The 19021-nt window shown below is 47.7% G+C and carries 15 protein-coding genes; 8 read left to right on the forward strand and 7 right to left on the reverse strand.

The genetic code is table 11. From position 1 onward, the window contains the following. Nucleotides 1-106 precede the first annotated feature (106 nt). The 3 genes from map to CHA6605_RS17365 all read left to right on the forward strand — a co-directional run bounded on the left by map (nucleotide 107) and on the right by CHA6605_RS17365 (nucleotide 2278). Nucleotides 107-934, forward strand: a complete 828-nt coding sequence (gene map, locus CHA6605_RS17355; protein ID WP_015160714.1) for a type I methionyl aminopeptidase — start codon at nucleotides 107-109, stop codon at nucleotides 932-934. A gap of 153 nt (nucleotides 935-1087) precedes the next feature. Then, nucleotides 1088-1858 (forward strand): SH3 domain-containing protein, encoded by a 771-nt coding sequence (locus CHA6605_RS17360; protein WP_015160715.1) that lies wholly within the window; start codon nucleotides 1088-1090, stop codon nucleotides 1856-1858. Nucleotides 1859-1969: 111 nt separating this feature from the next. Next, nucleotides 1970-2278 carry an urease subunit beta gene (locus CHA6605_RS17365; protein ID WP_015160716.1) on the forward strand — a complete coding sequence of 103 codons (309 nt, stop codon included), beginning with the start codon at nucleotides 1970-1972 and terminating at the stop codon, nucleotides 2276-2278. A 147-nt stretch (nucleotides 2279-2425) separates the two neighbouring features. Here the strand turns inward: CHA6605_RS17365 and CHA6605_RS17370 are convergent, their stop codons facing one another. After that, nucleotides 2426-4480, reverse strand: a complete 2055-nt coding sequence (locus tag CHA6605_RS17370; protein ID WP_015160717.1) for an ABC1 kinase family protein — start codon at nucleotides 4478-4480, stop codon at nucleotides 2426-2428. 305 nt (nucleotides 4481-4785) lie between these two features. On the opposite strand from CHA6605_RS17370, the gene tadA reads away from it, so the two are divergent. Beyond that, nucleotides 4786-5253 (forward strand): tRNA adenosine(34) deaminase TadA, encoded by a 468-nt coding sequence (tadA, locus tag CHA6605_RS17375; RefSeq protein WP_015160718.1) that lies wholly within the window; start codon nucleotides 4786-4788, stop codon nucleotides 5251-5253. 112 nt (nucleotides 5254-5365) lie between these two features. Continuing rightward, nucleotides 5366-5554 carry a hypothetical protein gene (locus CHA6605_RS17380; protein ID WP_198288363.1) on the forward strand — a complete coding sequence of 63 codons (189 nt, stop codon included), beginning with the start codon at nucleotides 5366-5368 and terminating at the stop codon, nucleotides 5552-5554. A gap of 289 nt (nucleotides 5555-5843) precedes the next feature. Here the strand turns inward: CHA6605_RS17380 and hemW are convergent, their stop codons facing one another. From hemW to ilvD, 3 genes are all read right to left on the reverse strand, one after another. Continuing rightward, nucleotides 5844-7070, reverse strand: coding sequence for a radical SAM family heme chaperone HemW (gene hemW, locus CHA6605_RS17385; protein ID WP_051039020.1), 1227 nt, complete (start codon nucleotides 7068-7070; stop codon nucleotides 5844-5846). A 416-nt stretch (nucleotides 7071-7486) separates the two neighbouring features. After that, a complete protein-coding gene (locus CHA6605_RS17390; RefSeq protein ID WP_015160720.1) occupies nucleotides 7487-8101 on the reverse strand; it encodes a glutathione binding-like protein in 615 nt (204 codons plus the stop codon). Between the two features lie 266 nt (nucleotides 8102-8367). Next, nucleotides 8368-10053 (reverse strand): dihydroxy-acid dehydratase, encoded by a 1686-nt coding sequence (gene ilvD, locus CHA6605_RS17395; RefSeq protein ID WP_041549604.1) that lies wholly within the window; start codon nucleotides 10051-10053, stop codon nucleotides 8368-8370. Nucleotides 10054-10444: 391 nt separating this feature from the next. Here ilvD and CHA6605_RS17400 point away from each other — a divergent pair, with 391 nt between their 5' ends. Next, entirely contained in the window at nucleotides 10445-11167 is a 723-nt protein-coding gene (locus tag CHA6605_RS17400) for a lysophospholipid acyltransferase family protein (RefSeq protein ID WP_015160722.1), read from the forward strand. Between the two features lie 7 nt (nucleotides 11168-11174). Here CHA6605_RS17400 and CHA6605_RS17405 read toward each other — a convergent pair whose 3' ends face one another. Further along, nucleotides 11175-11690, reverse strand: a complete 516-nt coding sequence (locus CHA6605_RS17405) for an ATP-binding protein (RefSeq protein WP_015160723.1) — start codon at nucleotides 11688-11690, stop codon at nucleotides 11175-11177. Nucleotides 11691-12205: 515 nt separating this feature from the next. Then, nucleotides 12206-12895: a DUF475 domain-containing protein gene (locus CHA6605_RS17410; protein WP_041549606.1), complete on the reverse strand. Its 690-nt coding sequence runs from the start codon at nucleotides 12893-12895 to the stop codon at nucleotides 12206-12208. Nucleotides 12896-13285: 390 nt separating this feature from the next. On the opposite strand from CHA6605_RS17410, the gene CHA6605_RS17415 reads away from it, so the two are divergent. Beyond that, entirely contained in the window at nucleotides 13286-13735 is a 450-nt protein-coding gene (locus tag CHA6605_RS17415; RefSeq protein WP_015160725.1) for a single-stranded DNA-binding protein, read from the forward strand. Nucleotides 13736-13782: 47 nt separating this feature from the next. Here CHA6605_RS17415 and cobA read toward each other — a convergent pair whose 3' ends face one another. Then, entirely contained in the window at nucleotides 13783-15327 is a 1545-nt protein-coding gene (gene cobA, locus CHA6605_RS17420) for a uroporphyrinogen-III C-methyltransferase (RefSeq protein WP_015160726.1), read from the reverse strand. 573 nt (nucleotides 15328-15900) lie between these two features. Between cobA and infB the strand changes: the two genes are divergently transcribed. Then, nucleotides 15901-19002, forward strand: coding sequence for a translation initiation factor IF-2 (gene infB, locus CHA6605_RS17425; RefSeq protein ID WP_015160727.1), 3102 nt, complete (start codon nucleotides 15901-15903; stop codon nucleotides 19000-19002). Nucleotides 19003-19021 lie beyond the last annotated feature (19 nt).

A 19021-nucleotide genomic window follows, 5' to 3' on the forward strand; every position in this document is an offset into this window, starting at 1 on the left:
CAGCTACGCCAACGATCTAAGAAAGCACTAAGATAAGAGATAGACAGTCTAAATCGGCTCCCAACGCCCAACTAAATTACCTTTATTCAGCCTGCTCCATCACGATATGAATATTCTCAGCGATTTACTTTTGCAGAAGCAACAACCTACCCGCGAAAAGAAGCAACAAAAGGGTATCCAAATTAAAACCGAGCGGGAAATCGGCATCATGCGTCAATCTTCGCGGATTGTGGCAACCGTGTTGAAAGAAATCATGGGCATGGTAGAGCCAGGGATGACAACAGCAGATTTAGACGCTTATGCTGAGAGGCGGATTCGGGAAATGGATGCGATTCCCAGTTTCAAAGGGTTGTATGGATTCCCTGCATCGATCTGTTCGAGTATCAATAATGAAGCGGTGCATGGCATCCCCAATCGGAAAAAAGTTCTCAAACAGGGAGATGTGCTAAAAGTCGATACAGGAGCCTTCTTTCAGGGATTTCATGGCGATTCTTGCGTGACTATTGGGGTCGGTACCGTCAGCCCCGATGCTGCTAAATTAATTAAAGTTGCAGAGGAAGCACTCTATAAGGGCATAGAACAGGTCAAAGAAGGTGCTTACTTACTAGAACTCGCTGGCGCAATTCAAGACCATGTAGAGGCAAATGGCTTTAGTGTAGTAGAAGATTTTACCGGACATGGAGTCGGACGTAACTTGCACGAAGAACCATCTGTATTTAATTTCCGCACGCGCGAGATGCCTAATGTCAAATTGCGAGCGGGAATGACGATCGCGATCGAGCCGATTATCAATGCTGGCTCGAAGATTACGAAAATGATGCCAGATAAATGGACGGCAGTGACGATCGATAAATCTTTGTCTGCTCAATTCGAGCATACTGTCTTGGTTACCAAAGATGGTTATGAAATTTTGACCGATCGGAATTTGGTCTAATTGCTTAATTTTTTAGCTCTTTATATCCCTGACTTCTTGAAGAGGTCGGGGATATGTTTTGTGCGGTTGAGAAAGTAGCATAAGCCAATCGATAAGCCACTAGATCTCGATCCACAATGGAGCATAAGCAAATATAAGCACGAGAGAAATTTTATGTACGGTAGCATTGCAGTTTTTAATTCTGGACTGCTGTTTTTGGCTCTGTTAGCCTTTGGTTTGTTAAACTGGTTTCAGATGCCGACGGGTAGTTTATGGGACTGGGCGATCGGAATTGGGATTTTTGAATGGACGATTTTAATCGTCACAGTTCCTTGGAATATTTATTTCAAAGCAAAAGACGTATATCAGACAGGCAAGGATTCTCAGCTTCAAGGTATCGAAGTCGAAGAGCGATCGATTCAATATGCCAATGGTGTTGCTAATAAGTCTCTAATCGTCGCGATCGGGTTACATTTAGGTACGGCGATCGGATTATATTGGTTGGCAATTAGTGGAGTTACACCTTTAGGTTATTGGAGTTCGGTTGGCGTACTTCTACTTACATTATTACGTCCGGCAATTAGTACTTATGAGTATCTAGCTGCTCGATTGAGTGGGATGCAGCAACAGTTTACATATCCTCGCAATGATATTATCGAACTACGCGACAGATTTTACACTTTAGAAGAGCGAGTCACTCAATTAACCGACAAGTTAAATCCTAACGAAGATGACTCATGGTTGAGTCAACAAAATCAGCGTTGGGATACCAATCGTCAAGAAATATCCAAACTAACAGTTGCGATCGCCGATCTCCGAGCGAGTAACGAACTAGAGCATCAACGATTAGCGCAAGAAGCCAAACAAGCCATCTCGCAAATTACCGTTGACGGACAATTTCTCGAACATGCGCGTGAATTGATTCGCTTCTTTAAAACAGCGTGAAGTCAAGAGTAGAGAGTAGTTAATAGTTGGATGAATTTTCGATTGGGCACTGGATATATAATGTTGAGAATATTCGATCGTCCCTACCCTCTACCCTCTACCCTTCAACCTATGATTCCTGGTGAAATTATTACTAAAGATGGCGAAATCGAACTAAATAGCGATCGTGCTAGCATCGAGATCGCAGTTGCTAATACAGGCGATCGACCAATTCAAATCGGCTCACACTACCACTTTTATGAAGTTAATGCTGCCTTGAGATTCGACCGATCCGCAACCAAAGGAATGCGTCTCGATATCCCGGCGGGTACCGCAGTAAGATTCGAGCCTGGAGACGAAAAACAAGTCCAATTAGTCGCGCTCAGTGGCTCTCGCGAAATCTATGGCTTTAACGCACAAGTCGAAGGTAGACTCGAATAAGTAGCACCGCCAATACCGAACGAACCCGCCTATCCATACTAGCAACGATCGATCGTCCTGGGAAAATCTTCAAAAAATGTCCATTTTTAGACATCAAAAAGGGTACCTCGATCGAGGTACCCTAAGATTTTAGGGGATGAGATAAAATTACCGTCTGACGCGAGTAGGTAAAGCGAGCTGCGGTTGCGGTGCGCGACGCTCTGATAACGAATCGTTAACCGCGATCCCGCTGGGGACATCTTGCAACAATACTTCGCGAATCAAGCGAGCTGCCATCCGTTGGGTTAAGCCGCTGGCGATTTTTTGGCCGAAGGACTGGGTTTCAGACTTCATCAAAATTTGAGGAATCTTGGGTAAAACCATCGTCGGATCGAAGCCTTTGGTCTGTTGTAAGATGCCCCAAATGCGCTGAATGTGCTCTAGACCATTTGATTGCGGTTGGGCCGTTACAGGGGGTGTAGGCACCTTGATACCAATCCCTTTTTGAATCGCATGAGTCACGCTTTGGAGTGTATTACTACCAAAATTATCCAAACCTCGGACGATCTCATCGGCAAGATATTCGCGGATAAATGTGCCGCGATCGGAGAGAATGAAATCTAAAGTTTGATCGATGACTTGGTTGAGATCGTATTCATCGCTACTGCGGGCATTATTGAGCAGGTTTTCCAATCGGTTCCAGCGGAAGGAACCATCTTTAAATAAGAGTTCCTTAAGCGAGTTTCGCAGATCGGGAGCGGTATCTGTCAGCAGTCGTTTGGCAACGTAAGGATATGCTTTAGCCAGTACTTTAAAGTTAGGATCGACAGAAATAGCAATACCTTCGAGAGTAGCTAGCGATCGCAAGATCAAAGCATAATAAGCTGGCACCTGGAAGGGAAACTCATACATCACGCCCGATAGTTGATCGGTAACACTCTTAAAATCTAGATCGGCAATATTGGTGCTAGTAGCTCCAAGAGAACTGTTAAATACATAAGATAAAGCCGGAATAATCGGCGTCAAATCAGTATCGGGAGTGAGAAATTCTAACTTGACAAAATCGCGTCCCAATCCATCAAAATCGCGATTGACCAAATGCACGATCGCTTCGACTAAACCATAACGTTGATATGGTTTTACTTGGCTCATCATCCCGAAATCCAAGTAAGCTAACTTACCATCTGGTGTCGCCAATAAGTTGCCAGGATGCGGATCGGCATGAAAGAAACCGTGTTCTAATAATTGACGTAGCGAACATTGGACGCCAACTTCGACTAAGTAAGTAGCATCGAGTCCCTGAGCGGCAACTGCTTCGAGATTGGTTAATTTCGTCCCCGTAATCCATTCCATTGTCAGGACGCGTCTGCCCGTGTATTGCCAGTAAATACTGGGTACGTAGATATCTTGCATACTACCGTACAATTCGGCAAACCTTTCGGCATTACGTCCTTCATTTTCATAGTCCATTTCCTCGAAAATGCGCTCGGCAAATTCATCGACGATCGAGACCAAATTGCTCCGAATTTGTTTAAAATTAGTTTGCGCCCAAATTGCCAAAGTTCTAACAACGTGGAGATCTAAAGCGATACTATCAGCCAGCCCCGGACGTTGAACTTTGATCGCAACCTCTTCACCGCTCCAAAGTTTACCTTTATATACTTGTCCTAGCGATGCTGCGGCGATCGGTAAATCGCTAATTTCAGCATAAATAGCTTCGGGCCTATCGCCTAATTCTTCTTCAATAAATTGGTAAGCGATCTCGTTAGAAAAAGCCGGAATATTATCTTGTAATTGAGCTAATTCTTCTAAAAATTGCGGCGGTACTAAGTCGGGACGAGTGGAGAGTGCCTGACCGATTTTAATGTATGCAGGCCCTAATTTGGTTAACAGCCCCCGAATCTGGATCGCACGTTTACCTAAATTTGCTTTACTTTTATTAGTAATTTTATCGAGCCACAACCCCAATGCAAAATTGACGATCGGAATAAAGATACTAATAAACCGACCGAATACTTTCAGCGGTTGGCTGCTGTAATACTGAGCGATCGCGATCGGATCGTACCCCAGCCAGGTGTCGTCGGTAATTTCTTTGACGCGTCTGGAATTCACAACTTCTGCATCAGCCACTAATTCGGTGGATACGGCTGCTACTGACTGGCTAGACGGAGCATCGACTCGATTCATCTCTGGTGAAAACTGATTAGAAGGTGTGGTGTTCATGAGGTGATGGTATTAGCCCTGTTAAGTATTGTAACAATTTTGCGAACTATCTGGGGATATTATCTATTTTACTGTGACAAAATGTTTAAAGTCTGCGGGTTTTCCTCATAATTGGAGAGCGGACTTCCGATCGGGAGGCGTTAGGCTTTAGGTTTTAGGTTTTAGGCTTTAGGGATTCAGCTTTGTAGAGTGTTCACTGTCTTGATTCACTCAATCTGGAGGAAACCTCTAGAGCGTGAATCGCTTCCCACCAGCTAGGATTCAGGCGATCTGAAGATTATAAATATTTGTGCTGCTTTGCTTTAATGGATATCAATTTCCAATTACATCAACACTGGATGGCGCGATCGATCGAGTTGGCGACGAACGCGGGGAATGCAGGCGAGGTACCAGTTGGGGCGATAATTGTCAGTCCAGGGGGGGAGATAATTAGTGAAGGTGAAAATCGGCGCGAACGCGATCGCGATCCGACGGCTCATGCAGAAATTGTGGCAATTCGGGCAGCGGGAGCATATCTAAATAGTTGGCATCTCGATCGATGTACGCTATATGTGACGCTCGAACCCTGTCCGATGTGTGCTGGTGCGATCGTAGCGGCGCGACTGGGATTGCTGGTATATGGTGCTGATGATGCCAAAACGGGGAGCGTGCGGACGGTGTTGAATATTCCCGATAGTGCGGCTTCCAATCACAAGTTAACTGTCATTGGTGGCATTTTAGAAGCTACTTGTCGGCAACAGTTACAGGAGTGGTTTAAGCGCAAGCGACTTTAGGGAATATTAATTTGTAGAACATCTACTAGCTAGTATTCCTTATTACGATCGAACTCAAGATTGGACGGCTTTAGCTTGGTGGATTCACGATCGCATTCCCGAACGGGCAGAAATGATGTTTTTTCCCAAGTATGCCGCTGTTAATATTCGTTGGAGTGAGAATCCCAATCGATCGAAAGCCATTTCGAGCTATATCAAAAATCCGCACACTGGGAAGAAAGGTTATTTAACAAATGAAGGAATGGATAATTTTGCAGGTTCGCACGAGCACTTATATCGAGATTTTTTAGCACAGTTATAAGCCAATTCTTAAAAATCCCCTCCTCGGAGGGGTGCCCGTAGGGCGGGGTGGGTAGATCTTCGCTACCCACTGCTAACCCCAAATACGGCCTAAGCCTGCCAATTCGATCGGGAGGAAATATAGTTGACAGAGATCGGTGCATGTTGCAGATCTTACCCACCCCGCCCTTTGGGCACCCCTCCCAGGAGGGGATTTTTTAGTAGGGAAATTAGATTCGATCTTTATTATCACAACCGCCAAGGGTATCGACAAAGATTTATTTGTATTGCCCGATTCTATTTAAACGTGTTTAAAAATCTTGACTGAATATTTCGGTCAACACGACATTAGAAAATAGTAAACCTTCCGGATCTGATAATCTTAAATAGCGATCTCGATCGTTAACTGAGACAATCTCCACCCATCCCCGATCTTGATATCGTTGTAGGCATTTTAAGAGATTGTTTACTGGCTCGATCCCAAATTCAGATTCAAGAGCTTTGAGACTTACGCCACGAGACAATCGCAATCCTAGCATCAAAGTTTCTAAAAACCGATCGGCTGCGGGGGTTGGATCTACGCGCCAATTGCAGCCATCGGCGATCCATTGATAGTATTCCTGAGTCTTGCGGGGACGGGTAAAGCGATAATTTTCGAGATTGCTGGCTGCACCCATCCCGAAGGCATAGTAGGGGAGATTTTGCCAGTAGGTGAGATTGTGGCGACACTGGTAGCCAGGTTTTGCGTAGTTAGAAATCTCATAATGTGCGTAACCAGCACCACTTAAGATTTGCTGGGCAGTACGATACATCTGTGCGGTGGTTTCGTCGCTGGGTAAAGGTTTATCGCCGGGTTGATATTGCTTGGCGAAGGGGGTTTGCGCTTCGACAATCAGATCGTAGCAGGAAATATGAGCGGGATTGAGGGCGATCGCAGACTGTAGGGAAGCTACCCAATTATCGATCGATTGTTGGGGCAATCCAGAGATCAGATCGAGGCTCCAGTTAGAGACACCGCCTTGCTGAATTAGGTCTACAGCCGCATAAATATCGTCCACAGTATGCGATCGACCGCATAATTGCAATAAGTTGTCCTGGAAGGCTTGCACCCCGATACTGACGCGATTTACCCCCGCCTGGAGATAACCCTGAAGTTGAGCCAGATCGAATGTCCCCGGATCGATTTCCATCGAGATTTCGGCATTGCTGGCGATCCCAAATTTGGTGGCTAATAAGTCTAAAATCTGCCCTAATTGTTCGATGGTAAGCAATGAGGGGGTACCACCACCGAAGAACACTGTCTCTAGAGGTCGATGGTAATTTATTTGGGTGACTATTTCCGTCGCCAATCGATCGACATAAAGTTGGATATTACCAGAACTCGCACCATTGTGGCGATCGCCCACGACAAAGACGGGAAAGTCGCAATAATAGCACCGCCGCCGACAGAAGGGTATGTGGATATAAGCCGCAGTTGGTAAAAACGTCGCGATCGGATCGGGTGGGATGATGTGTGTATCGGACGCAGTTAATGTCATGCTGGCCATCTGTGACAAGTTAAGGTTTTCGATCGAATGTCAACACCCATATATAGCGTGGCTGTTGGTTCGGTCTCACTATATATCAAAAAACTCGATTGATAGTGCTAATGTATTCGATCTCTGAATATCTGATGTAACGGTCGATCGAAGGATCGCCAAACGTGCTTGACAATTGCGATCGCGCCTTAACTTGTCACGAATGCATGCTGGCTGAGACGATGAGTGAGTCACGATCTCTATTATCGGCGATCGTTGGTGTAGCATCTCATTGGCGAAGCCTCTCTAAAAGAAGAAAAGAGACGCCCAGCCGCAAGATAATCGGGTCGAACCAACTCACAAATCGAAAGCACTGTTAACTTGAGGTACGCTTTCCCATTGTAGCAATCCCCGCTCCCCGCTCTCATAACCCCATGCTAGAGACTCATTGTCATCGCTCTTTGTACTGCTGGACGTTGTTGCAATAACTCTACCCACCGTTTGAGGTGCGGGTGTCCGTCTAAAGTCAAACCGAGTCGCTCGTAGTTGGCAACCCACGGATAGGTAGCAATGTCGGCAATGGAATAATCATCATCAGCAATAAATGTATGGTCGGTTAGTTGACCATCTAAGACACTATAGAGCCTTAATGTTTCTTTTTCGTAACGCTCGATCGCGTAGGGAATTTTTTCTGGTGCTGCGTGTTTAAAGTGTCCTAATTGTCCGAACATCGGGCCGATACTGCCCATTTGCAGCATCAACCATTGCAATACTTGAAATCGATTTTTTGGGGCGGTTGGTAAAAGTTGTCCTGACTTTTCAGCTAGATAAATTAGGATGGCACCCGATTCAAAAATCGTTAAATCTGTTTCGCGATCGACCATTGCAGGAATCTTACTGTTGGGATTAATCGCCACATACTCTGGTTTAAACTGCTCCCCTTTACTGATGTCGATCGCATGATTAGTATAGGGCAGACCGATTTCTTCGAGCATAATTAACGGTTTGCGGCCATTAGGCGTCGTAAATGTATAAAGATCGATCGTACTCATTTTTTGCTCCTGTTAAGACATCTCGAAAATGATGCACCTGCAAACTTTTCACATTTCTTGTCGCTTGACTGGAGTTTACTTTTCCCACATACCCCAGATCGGCAATTGCTAGAGCGATCGTCAATCTACTCAAACTAACATGCCAATTGCCTATCAGTCATCACTCGATCGGTATTTGTCACATAATGATTATTAATGAATTTACTAAGCAATAAAACAGGGAAGCGAGAATCGATTCCCCCTTCCCTCAATGTCGATCGAATAACTTAGAATAAATTCATATCTGTCACTGCGCCTAGACTGCTCGAAGAAACTAACTTAGCATATTTACCCAAAATTCCAGTTCTGTAGCGGGGTGCGGGTGCTTGCCAGTTGGCGCGCCGAGTGGCTAATTCTGCCTCCGAGACATTTAACTGCAACAACCGCTGGGGTGCATCGATCGTGATACTATCGCCTTCATTAACTAGTGCGATCGTGCCGCCGACATAGGCTTCTGGCGCGACGTGACCGACGACCATCCCATAAGTACCACCAGAGAAACGTCCGTCGGTAATTAACCCCACAGTATCGCCCAAACCCGCACCGATAATGGCAGAAGTAGGTGCGAGCATTTCTCGCATTCCAGGGCCGCCTTTAGGGCCTTCATAGCGGATGACAATCACATCGCCTGCGACGATTTTTCCAGCAAGGATGGCATCGAGACAAGCTTCCTCAGATTCAAATACGCGCGCGGGGCCTATAATGACGGGCTTTTTGACGCCTGTAATTTTGGCGACTGCACCTTCGGTGGCGAGATTGCCTTTGAGGATGGCGAGGTGTCCTTGAGCATACATCGGATTATCCCATTGCCGGATAACATCTTGGTCGGCGCGGGGGGTGCTGGGAATGTCGGCTAGTACTTCAGCAACGGTTTGACCGCTGATGGTAAGCGCGTCGCCGTGGAGTAAACCCTGTTCTAAGAGGATTTTCATCACTTGGGGAATACCACCTGCTTGGTGGAGGTCGGTGGCGACGTATTTACCCGAAGGTTTGAGATCGCAGATGACGGGTACTTTGCCGCGAATAGCTTCAAAATCATCGATCGACAGGGGTACGCCAATCGTCCGAGAGATGGCTAGCAGGTGCAAGACGGCATTTGTAGAGCCACCAACTGCCATAATTACCGCGATCGCATTTTCAAAGGCTTTTCTGGTCAATATTTGCGATGGTAAAATCTGTTTGCGCACGGCTTCAACCAGCGCGTAGGCAGACTTCTCGGCACTAACGGCTTTTTCCTCATCTTCAGCCGCCATCGTCGAAGAATAAGGCAGACTCAAACCCATGACTTCGATGGCCGAAGACATCGTATTCGCTGTAAACATCCCCCCGCAGGAACCAGCACCAGGACAAGCTTTTCGCTCCACAGCCGTCAATTCGGCCATGTCAATTTTACCCGCACTAAATTGACCGACAGCCTCAAAGGAACTAACGACAGTCAGATCTTTGCCATCGTGATGTCCTGGCTTAATTGTGCCACCATAGACAAAGATCGCCGGAATATTCAGCCGCGCGATCGCAATCATCGCTCCTGGCATATTTTTATCACATCCGCCGATCGCCAATACACCATCCAAACTTTGCCCATTACAGACAGTTTCGATCGAGTCAGCAATTACTTCCCGCGACACTAAAGAATATTTCATCCCCTCAGTACCCATCGAAATCCCATCACTGATCGTAATCGTCCCAAACATCTGCGGCATCGATCCCGCCGCTCTGAGCGCAGCTTCTGCCCGAATTGCAAGGCTGTTAATCCCCATATTGCACGGGGTAATCGTACTATAACCATTAGCCAAGCCGACGATCGGTTTAGTAAAGTCATTATCCCCAAAACCAACAGCTCTGAGCATCGCCCGATTGGGCGATCGTTGTACGCCTTGGGTAATAGCCTGACTGCGCTTGTTATCTGACATACTTTCTTTAATACTCAATATTTCTAGCCACCGCTCCACCCACTCTCACCATCGAATAGCGACTCAACGGGCGATCGACGATTCGGCTTAGCCGACGCTAGGCAAACGGTATTCGATCTATTCTACGGGTTATTAGCTCTTAATTTAATTGATAATTGATAATTGGGTTTTGAGAATGGAAATTGAAAGGATGCGTTCTGGTCCTCCTAGCACCAGTAGATCGAGAACCACACCCCTCGTTCACCCCTTAGCGTAGCCTTTCCACAAGCAGAAATGTTAATTGCGTGTCACTTAAGAAACTGTCACGACCGATGAGATCTAGCGTCACTTAGTTGGGTAGATTGATAGATAACCAGGATTACCCAGGGCAACGCTAAACACCTCAACGGCCATGACAGACTCACCACTTGCTACCACCACCAAAGATCTCACCTCATCAACCGATGGACGCCAAACTGGCGTCTCCCCCTGGCTGAAGAAAATTATCTACCCCCTCGGCCAATACCTAGTTCTCCCTAACTATTTCCGCGAGATCGAAATCATCGGCCAAGAAAATATTCCCCAGACAGGCGCAGCTATCCTTGCACCCACTCATCGCACCAGATGGGATGCAATGCTGATCCCCTACGCATGTGGCCCTTACGTCACTGGCAGAGATTTACGATTCATGGTTAGCATCGACGAAATGAAAGGCATTCAGGGATGGTTTGCCAGCCGATTGGGCGGTTTTGCGATCGATACCAATAAGCCGGGGATCGCCAGTATCCGTAATAGTGTCGATCTACTCCACAATGGTGAAATGCTGACTATTTTTCCCGAAGGTAATATCTTCCGCGATGGTACCCTCCACCCACTCAAAAAGGGATTATCCCGAATCGCCATGCAAGCCGAAGCTCTCAAGCCAGGATTAGATCTCAAAATTATCCCTATCAATCTCAATTACGAGCATCCGATTGTTAAATTTCGAGATCGAGTCTCGATTCAGATCGGCACACCAATAGACGTGCAGAATTATCAACAATTTTCGACAAAAACTGGTGCTGAAAAAATCCATCAAGATCTAACTCAAGCGTTGGCGCACTTGATGCAGCAACCTCAGGCAAATTCGGTTTAGCCCAAATTTAAGTTAATAGTGGTTCGCGCTTCTCCTTTGGAGCAGTTGTACCTGACGGTAGGCTATCGCCAACGCCAGCAAGTTGACAATACAATTGCTTGCAAAGAGAAAGTTCGGTGCCTTGGCGATTCCAAACTACTCGATCGAATATTTGATGTAATAGAAACATGCCGCGTCCCGATTCTGACTCCATCGGGGGCAGTTGCGCGAATGAATCTGGCCGATTTTTTTCGTTCGAGCTTGCTAGATCCCGAGCTGGAGGGTGGAAACCACTGCCCTCATCAGAGATGATCCACCAATAAGCACCCTCTTCAAAACAAAAACGGACAATAACCTGCTTATGTGGATCGAGGTTATTTCCGTGTTTGGCGGCATTTACTAATGCCTCTTGTAGTCCCAATCTAATCTCTGTCTGCCATTTACTCGGAACTGCTGACAATAGGCTGTCAAGGATCGGACAGAGAAAAAGTGTTGAAGAAAAACTAACCTTATCCCACTCAGACTTGATTGGACTTAATACCATAGCAATCTTTTAATCCTCATTAGGCACTTTTGCCGGATTACAATCGCAAACTGTTTAAAAAAACAGTGTGGCTGTCGCTCGCGAATCTACGCCCTATGTCTTGCTTCGATCGCGCTCTAATAGCAGCGATCTAACTGGAGTAACCGATCCCCCAATCGGGCTGGAATAACTACTCCTAATGACAGATACATATCAACGTTTGCATCTACCATTGTAGTAAAAAAACCTTGCTTAGTCTAGGCGATCGAAGGTAGCATTTAGCTAACTATTTTTCTTACAAGCTGTCGATAAATAAACTGCAATCTAATTTCAATTCAGCAACGCCCTCAAATTTTGCACTAGCGGACACACGCCTGTAGGGTTTCTTTGGGTGAAAAAAATCACGCCAATGTTCCCTTGGCGTGATTTTCTCCGCTCCCGATCGTGGAAGTGTCTCTTTCCAGTCGGGTTTCTCTTGTCTGAACGCATCGACTACGAAAAGAGACAAAATAGCGAAACTAATTGTAGTTGCCCGATCACTCTTTCGATGTCGATTCTTTGCGCTCGGAGAATCCCCATGTAAAAATAATGGCGACCATGCCGATCGTGATATATTCCGGAATTTCTAAATCTGGATACAGAGCGCGTATCAGGAGCTTAATTCCTACTAAACCTACAGCAACATAGCCCGCGTCTTCGAGATGCGAGTATTCTTCCAACCACCGGATAAATAACTCTGCCATAAACCGGAGCAAGATAATCCCAATCGTCGCACCACTGATTATCAACCAAGTATCGCTGGAAACCGCGATCGCCGTAGCCACGCTATCTAATGAAAAAGCTAAATCTGTAAACGCGATAATCGGAATTACTTGCCAGAGAGACTCGTACTGAGGGCGTTGTTGTTCGCCATCTTCGTCTTTTCCGGCAGTAAAGTACTTAAACACCAACCATAGGAGATAAACCGCTCCCAAAACCTGAAATTGCCAATAGCGAACAACCCATGTCGCGCCGACAATTAACGTCATCCGCAGAACATAGGCAAAAATTAGGCCGAGATTGAGTGCTTTGGGACGAAGCTCTTCGTCAACCAAGCCTTGAGAAATGGATGCTAGGGCAATCGCATTATCGGCGGATAAGACTGCTTCTAGTGCGACTAAAACTAAGAGCAGAATTGGTGTGGACAGACCAATGTCTACTGGTAACTCGATCGGTTTGTCTATCATCGATTCTGGTGAATGTGGATAAGCCAGCAGTGAAGGCGGCTCGCAGCAAAAATCTTGCCAGCAACTAACTAGCAGTAATCTCCAAGCAGTTATTGCCATTAAATTATCATTTTACCAAAAACTTTGACTTTTCCCAACTGCAATCGTTGTGGGGCGATCGCTGCTGTGTTGGGCAAAAAGGTTAAGTTTTTCATGCTAGTCGCTTGGATCGACCAGACCTGATATTAGTATGTGCGAGCAATTTATTATGATAAAATAGTATTGGCATACTAAACTAAAGCAGTGCGTTCGCGCCTTTAATCTGATGTTTTGCTTGGTGCAACCCATCAGCGAGGAAGCATCTACTCTCCAGATGTCACTTGTCCCTCAATCCCAATCATTACCTAACCTATGAATAGTTGCATTTTAATGGCGGAGATTATCAAAAATCCCGAAATACGTTCTACCCCTGACAACCAGATGGAAGTAGCTAATATGGTGGTGCAATTTGCGCCACCATTAGGTAGCCGTCCCGGCGAACGCTCTCCAACGATCGAAGTTGTAGGCTGGGGCAATTTAGCAACAGAAATGAAGGAAAATTACAAACAAGGCGATCGAGTGACGATTGAAGGTCGTCTGCAAATGAATACAATCGAGCGAGATGGTTATAAGGAAAAACGCGCTCAACTAATCGCCAGTCACCTATATCATCTGAGCACTGTAGATATGCCTGCATCGGCACCAACTGCAACCGCTGCTGCTAGTTCGCCCCCAGCGCGCACTACCGCTAAAGCAACTGCGCCCCGGGTTGAGGATCTTCCAGCGTTTGATGCTGAGGACGGCGATAATATTCCGTTCTAGTTTTGTCAGAGTGGCTGGCTAAAGAGCTTTAATTCTCTAGCCGCCAGCTATTTATGCACTGGTGAGCCTAATTCTAAAGCTGTTACTAGACCGGGCAATGTATATTCGGCTGCTTCAATATCGACTCTGCCCAATAGCTCTCTACAGGTAGCTGAAGTTTGAGGGCCGATCGAGGCAATACAAACTCGCGATTGCCAATCTGCTGGTAGACTACTACCGACTAATTGCCAAAAGTTTCTCACGGTTTTGGAACTGGCGAAAGTAACGATATCGATCTGCTGCTGTTGTAACGCAATTGCTACGGCAGGATCGATCTCGCGTGGGCATTGCGATTGATAAGCGGCAACTTCGACTACCGTCGCTCCGAGATTGGTAAATTCTCGCACTAACACTTCGCGTCCGCCAGTTTCGACGCGCGGAAATAAAATTCTTTGTCCGTGAGGATCGCTGGGGAAGTTACTCACCAACGCATCGGCAACAAAATCGGGTGGGATAAAATCGGGCGTAATTCCGTGTTGTTTCAGCGATTGGGCGGTTTTTTGACCGACTGCGGCGATGTTTACACCTGCGAGGGCGCGGCTGTCTTTAGCCACCACAGCCAGCCGTGCAAAGACAGCATCGACAGCATTGGTAGAAGTAAGGATTAACCAATCAAACGTGTTTAGTCGATCGATTTCTCGATCGAGATCTACCCAACTACTGGGGGGCAGGATCTCTAATGTGGGCATTTCGATGACGCGCGCGCCACACGCTCGAAGCCTCTGGGAAAAATCGCTAGCTTGTCCGGCGGCACGGGTTACCAGGACGGTTTTGCCAGCGATGAGACTCGGCTGTGAGTGTGTTAGTTTGAGTTCGTTACTAATCGGCGAAGTCGATGCGCTACAGTTAATGTACTCTCGCAATCTTACTACCTGCCCGACAACCATCACCGATGGCGACAGTTCCACTCCTTCAGTTTCGTCAATGATTCCGCCCAAATCCGATACCCAAATTTGCTGTTGCGACGTTCCCGCCCAGCGAATTATCGCAATTGGGGTATTAACCGAGCGGTCGTGTTTCAAAAATTGAGCGACTACTTCAGCTAGTTGCCTAGTGCCCATTAAAATTACTACCGTCGGGATTCTAGCTAGGGCATCCCAATCGAGATCGTCGGGGAGATGAGCCGTAATTACCGCAAAACCTCTACTCAAGACAGGATCGGTGAGGGGAATGCCAGCCAGGAGGGGGGCAACCAAAGCCGTCGATAATCCAGGGATTACCTCATAGTCGCAGTTGGCAGCAGTCAGGGCATCGATCTCAGCAGTAACGCGCCCGAAAATAAAGGGATCGCCACTCTTGAGCCGCACCACCGTTCGATCGGTACGGGCGTACTCTACCAATATTGCATCGATTTCTGATTGGAGCATACTCGGCTGCCCGCCGCGCTTGCCAACATTTACCAGCACGCAAGTTTCTGGTACCAATTCTAGCAATCCACGATCGACCAAAGCATCATAAATTAATATTTCTGCTTGGGTGAGAATTTGTTGCGCGCGGAGCGTCAAAAAAGAGACATCTCCAGGCCCCGCACCCACAATATATACTTTGCTCATCGAAATGAATTATTAATTATTAATTACGAAGACCCCTTTGTCATGCCCTTTTTTTGCTCTCGATCGCGAGACTCAATCTGTGGTACGAACGGCGGCAATCCTGTCTGGCGCAACTGCTTTCAGGAGAATCGGCTAAACCTATCACAGTATCACAAATTGTCGATCGGACTCGCCAATTATGACAAATTGGTGTAAGAATATAATATGATTCCCCGTTAACGATCGGCACGACCGAGCGTTAAGAAAAACTGTAAGATAGCCACTGGCAACCGTCGGGTTCTCCCGACCGTGACAGTAAGATAAAGATCGCGATTTTCTCTCTAGGGAGATGCCGATCTCCTCTTCCAGACGCTTGGCAAACGCTAACGAGTCGATCGATAACCGATCGGGGTAAGTCGCAGGCATTAAGTACGATTCGTACTATGCTAAGAACCCACTACCAGGTAAGAGCTTTCATTAAATATACTTAGTTCGATAATCAAAAATTAATATTGTGTAGATAAATATATGGTCTTGCCAACATCAAGTCATAATCTAGACGCTCGATCGGTTTTATAAATAGGGACATAGTGGATGAACAACGGCAAAGTCAGAATTTACGAATTGTCAAAGGAATTGAATTTGGATAATAAGGATTTATTGGGGATTTGCGAAGGCTTGAATATTGTAGTCAAAAGCCACAGCAGCAGTATCTCTGAAGCAGAAGCAGAGCAGATCGTCAAAGCCGCCAAAGAGAAATTCCCCGATCGTCACAACAAAGCTCCCCGTCAGATTCTTACTGACAAGGGAGATGCTCCGATTGCCCAAAAAACCGAGCCGCCCAAATCACTAGCCCCAACTACTGCCCCTGCCAATCCGTCTGCGCCCGGAAACCAAAGCGCGCCACAACGACCAACAGAACCCAAAACCAGAATTTTGCAAATCGAACACAAGAGCGATATCCAGTCCAAACCATCCTTGATGCCACAACCGCCTGTGACAGCACAGCAACCGCCATTAAGACCTGCCGCACCGCCCGCGCCTGCGGTCAGCCGACCTGTAGTCCGTCCGACACCCGTGGGTGAAGGTACCCCGCGCCGTCCAGAAACTGCTGGCGAAGCAGCTAATTCCAATCGCGCGGTCAGAACGACCGCCCCAGTGCAGCCGCCAGCAGCAAAACCCCAACTATCTGGCCCCCCAGCCCGTCCCAATGCTGGCGATAATACCCCAGACGAGCCGACAAACAATGGCGGCGATAGCACCCCTACGGTGCCTGCCGTTCGCTCCGCAGCTCCAAATAAACCGATTCCTAAATCCCAACTAGTCAAGAACGAACCCCCTGGCAGCCGCCCCGCAGTTGGTGCGCCGATGCGGAGTCCGGGGACTAGTGCCCCACGCAAGCCAGTTGCCAAAACAGAAGCTGATGCTCCACCGCTGAACCGTCCGCCAGCGCGGATCGTGCAGATCAAACCTCAAGGCACAGGACCCACTCGACCGGGCGCGCCAGCCAAAGACGGTGCGGCCACAGATAAAGATGATACGCCAACGCCGATCGATCTCGAACTCAAGCGGCCACCGCTGAGAAAACCAGTCAATAAGGGCAAAGGCTGGAGCAAAGAAGAAGAAGAAGTCGAGACCGCTAAGGCAAAATTGCCAGCTAAAGGGAAGCGCGTTAAAACGGTTGTCATCGATGATGATGATGATGATGACGATTTGGATGGTAACGATAATACGACAGAGACGATCGTCAGTCTGTCGATCGCGCGGCCTGCCAAGCAGAAGATCGGGACGGGCGGCGGCATTCGACCAGCAGCAGTTCCCGCACAACGTAAAAAACCCGTGATGAAGGGGGATCAACAGGCTAAGGAGCGCAGCGGAAACAACAAACGCGAACAAAAGAGCACTGTTGAAAAACCCGAATCGATTACCCTCATGGGTAGCATCACCGTCCGAGATTTAGCTGAGATGCTGATGGTACCGGAAACGGAAATCGTCAAACAGCTCTTCTTTAAAGGGATGGCCATTAGCGTCACGCAGATTCTCGATGTCGATACCGCCACCATGGTCGCCGAAGAAATGGACGTCGCCGTCGTGACAGGTGTCGAACAAGCTGCGGCGACAAAAGTTACCGAAATGCTCGATGTGGAAGACTTAGACTTGCTCCAACGTCGTCCGCCAGTAGTCACGATCATGGGTCACGTCGATCATGGTAAGACTACATTACTCGACGCCATTCGATCGACCAAAGTAGCTCAAGGCGAAGCTGGAGGGATCACCCAACATATCGGTGCTTACCACGTCGATATGGAACATGAAGGCCAAACTCAACAGGTCGTATTCCTCGATACGCCAGGTCACGAAGCCTTCACCGCCATGCGCGCGCGCGGTGCGCGGGTGACAGATATTGCCATCCTCGTCGTAGCTGCTGATGATGGCGTCCGTCCGCAAACGATCGAAGCAATTCGGCACGCACAAGCCGCTGAAGTGCCGATTATCGTCGCCATCAATAAAATCGATAAACCAGGTGCCAACCCGGCTCGTGTCAAACAGGAACTGATCGCCTTCAACCTCCAGTCGGAAGATCTGGGTGGGGATACGATCATGGTCGAAGTCAGTGCTCTCAAAGGCGAGAACCTCGATACCCTACTCGAAATGATTCTACTGGTCGCCGATATCGAAGATCTCCAAGCTAACCCCGATCGTACCGCTCGCGGTACCGTCATTGAAGCTCACCTCGACAAAGCCAAAGGCCCCGTTGCCACCCTGTTGGTGCAAAACGGTACTTTACGCGTCGGGGAAACTTTAGTTGCCGGACACGTATTCGGGAAAGTCCGGGCGATGGTAGACGACCGATTAGCCCGCGTCGAAGCTGCTGGTCCCTCATTCGCAGTAGAAGTCCTCGGTTTGAGCGATGTCCCTCAAGCGGGCGATGAATTTGAAGTCTTCGTCGAAAAAGAAGCTCGCGCTATTGCCGATGTCCGTTCTGCCGAACGCCGTCAATCGCGACTCCAACAGATGATGGCTTCCCGCCGCGTCACTCTCAACAGCTTGTCTGCTAAAGCTCAAGAAGGCGAACTCAAAGAACTCAACCTGATCCTCAAAGCTGACGTTCAAGGTTCCGTCGAAGCAATTCTCGGTTCGCTGCGCCAGCTACCTCAAAATGAAGTCCAAGTGCGCGTATTGCTCTCCGCAGCAGGCGAAATCACCGAAACTGACGTAGATTTAGCCGCAGCCAGTGGTGCCGTCATTATCGGCTTCAATACTACCTTAGCCAGCGGCGCGCGTGCGGCCTCTGATGAGGCTGGTGTCGATGTCCGCGAGTACAACATCATCTATGCCCTCCTCAGCGATATTCAAGGCGCGATGGAAGGTCTCCTCGACCCCGAGCAAGTCGAAGAACCCTTGGGTCAAGTGGAAGTTCGGGCGGTATTCCAAGCCGGACGGGGCAACATTGCCGGATGTTATGTCCTCTCAGGTAAAGCCCTGCGCAACTGTAGCATTCGCGTTCTCCGCAAAAGTCAGTTGGTGTACGAAGGTACGCTCGACTCCCTCAAGCGTGTCAAAGATGACGTGCGTGAAGTTAATGCTGGCTTTGAATGCGGTATCCGCTTAGACAAGTTCAATGACTGGCAAGAAGGCGACATCATCGAAACCTTCCAAATGGTCAGCAAACGTCGGACGTTATCACCTGTATAGAGCGTAAATCACTCTTAAC

It is taken from the genome of Chamaesiphon minutus PCC 6605 (assembly GCF_000317145.1).
Lineage (GTDB): Bacteria > Cyanobacteriota > Cyanobacteriia > Cyanobacteriales > Chamaesiphonaceae > Chamaesiphon > Chamaesiphon minutus.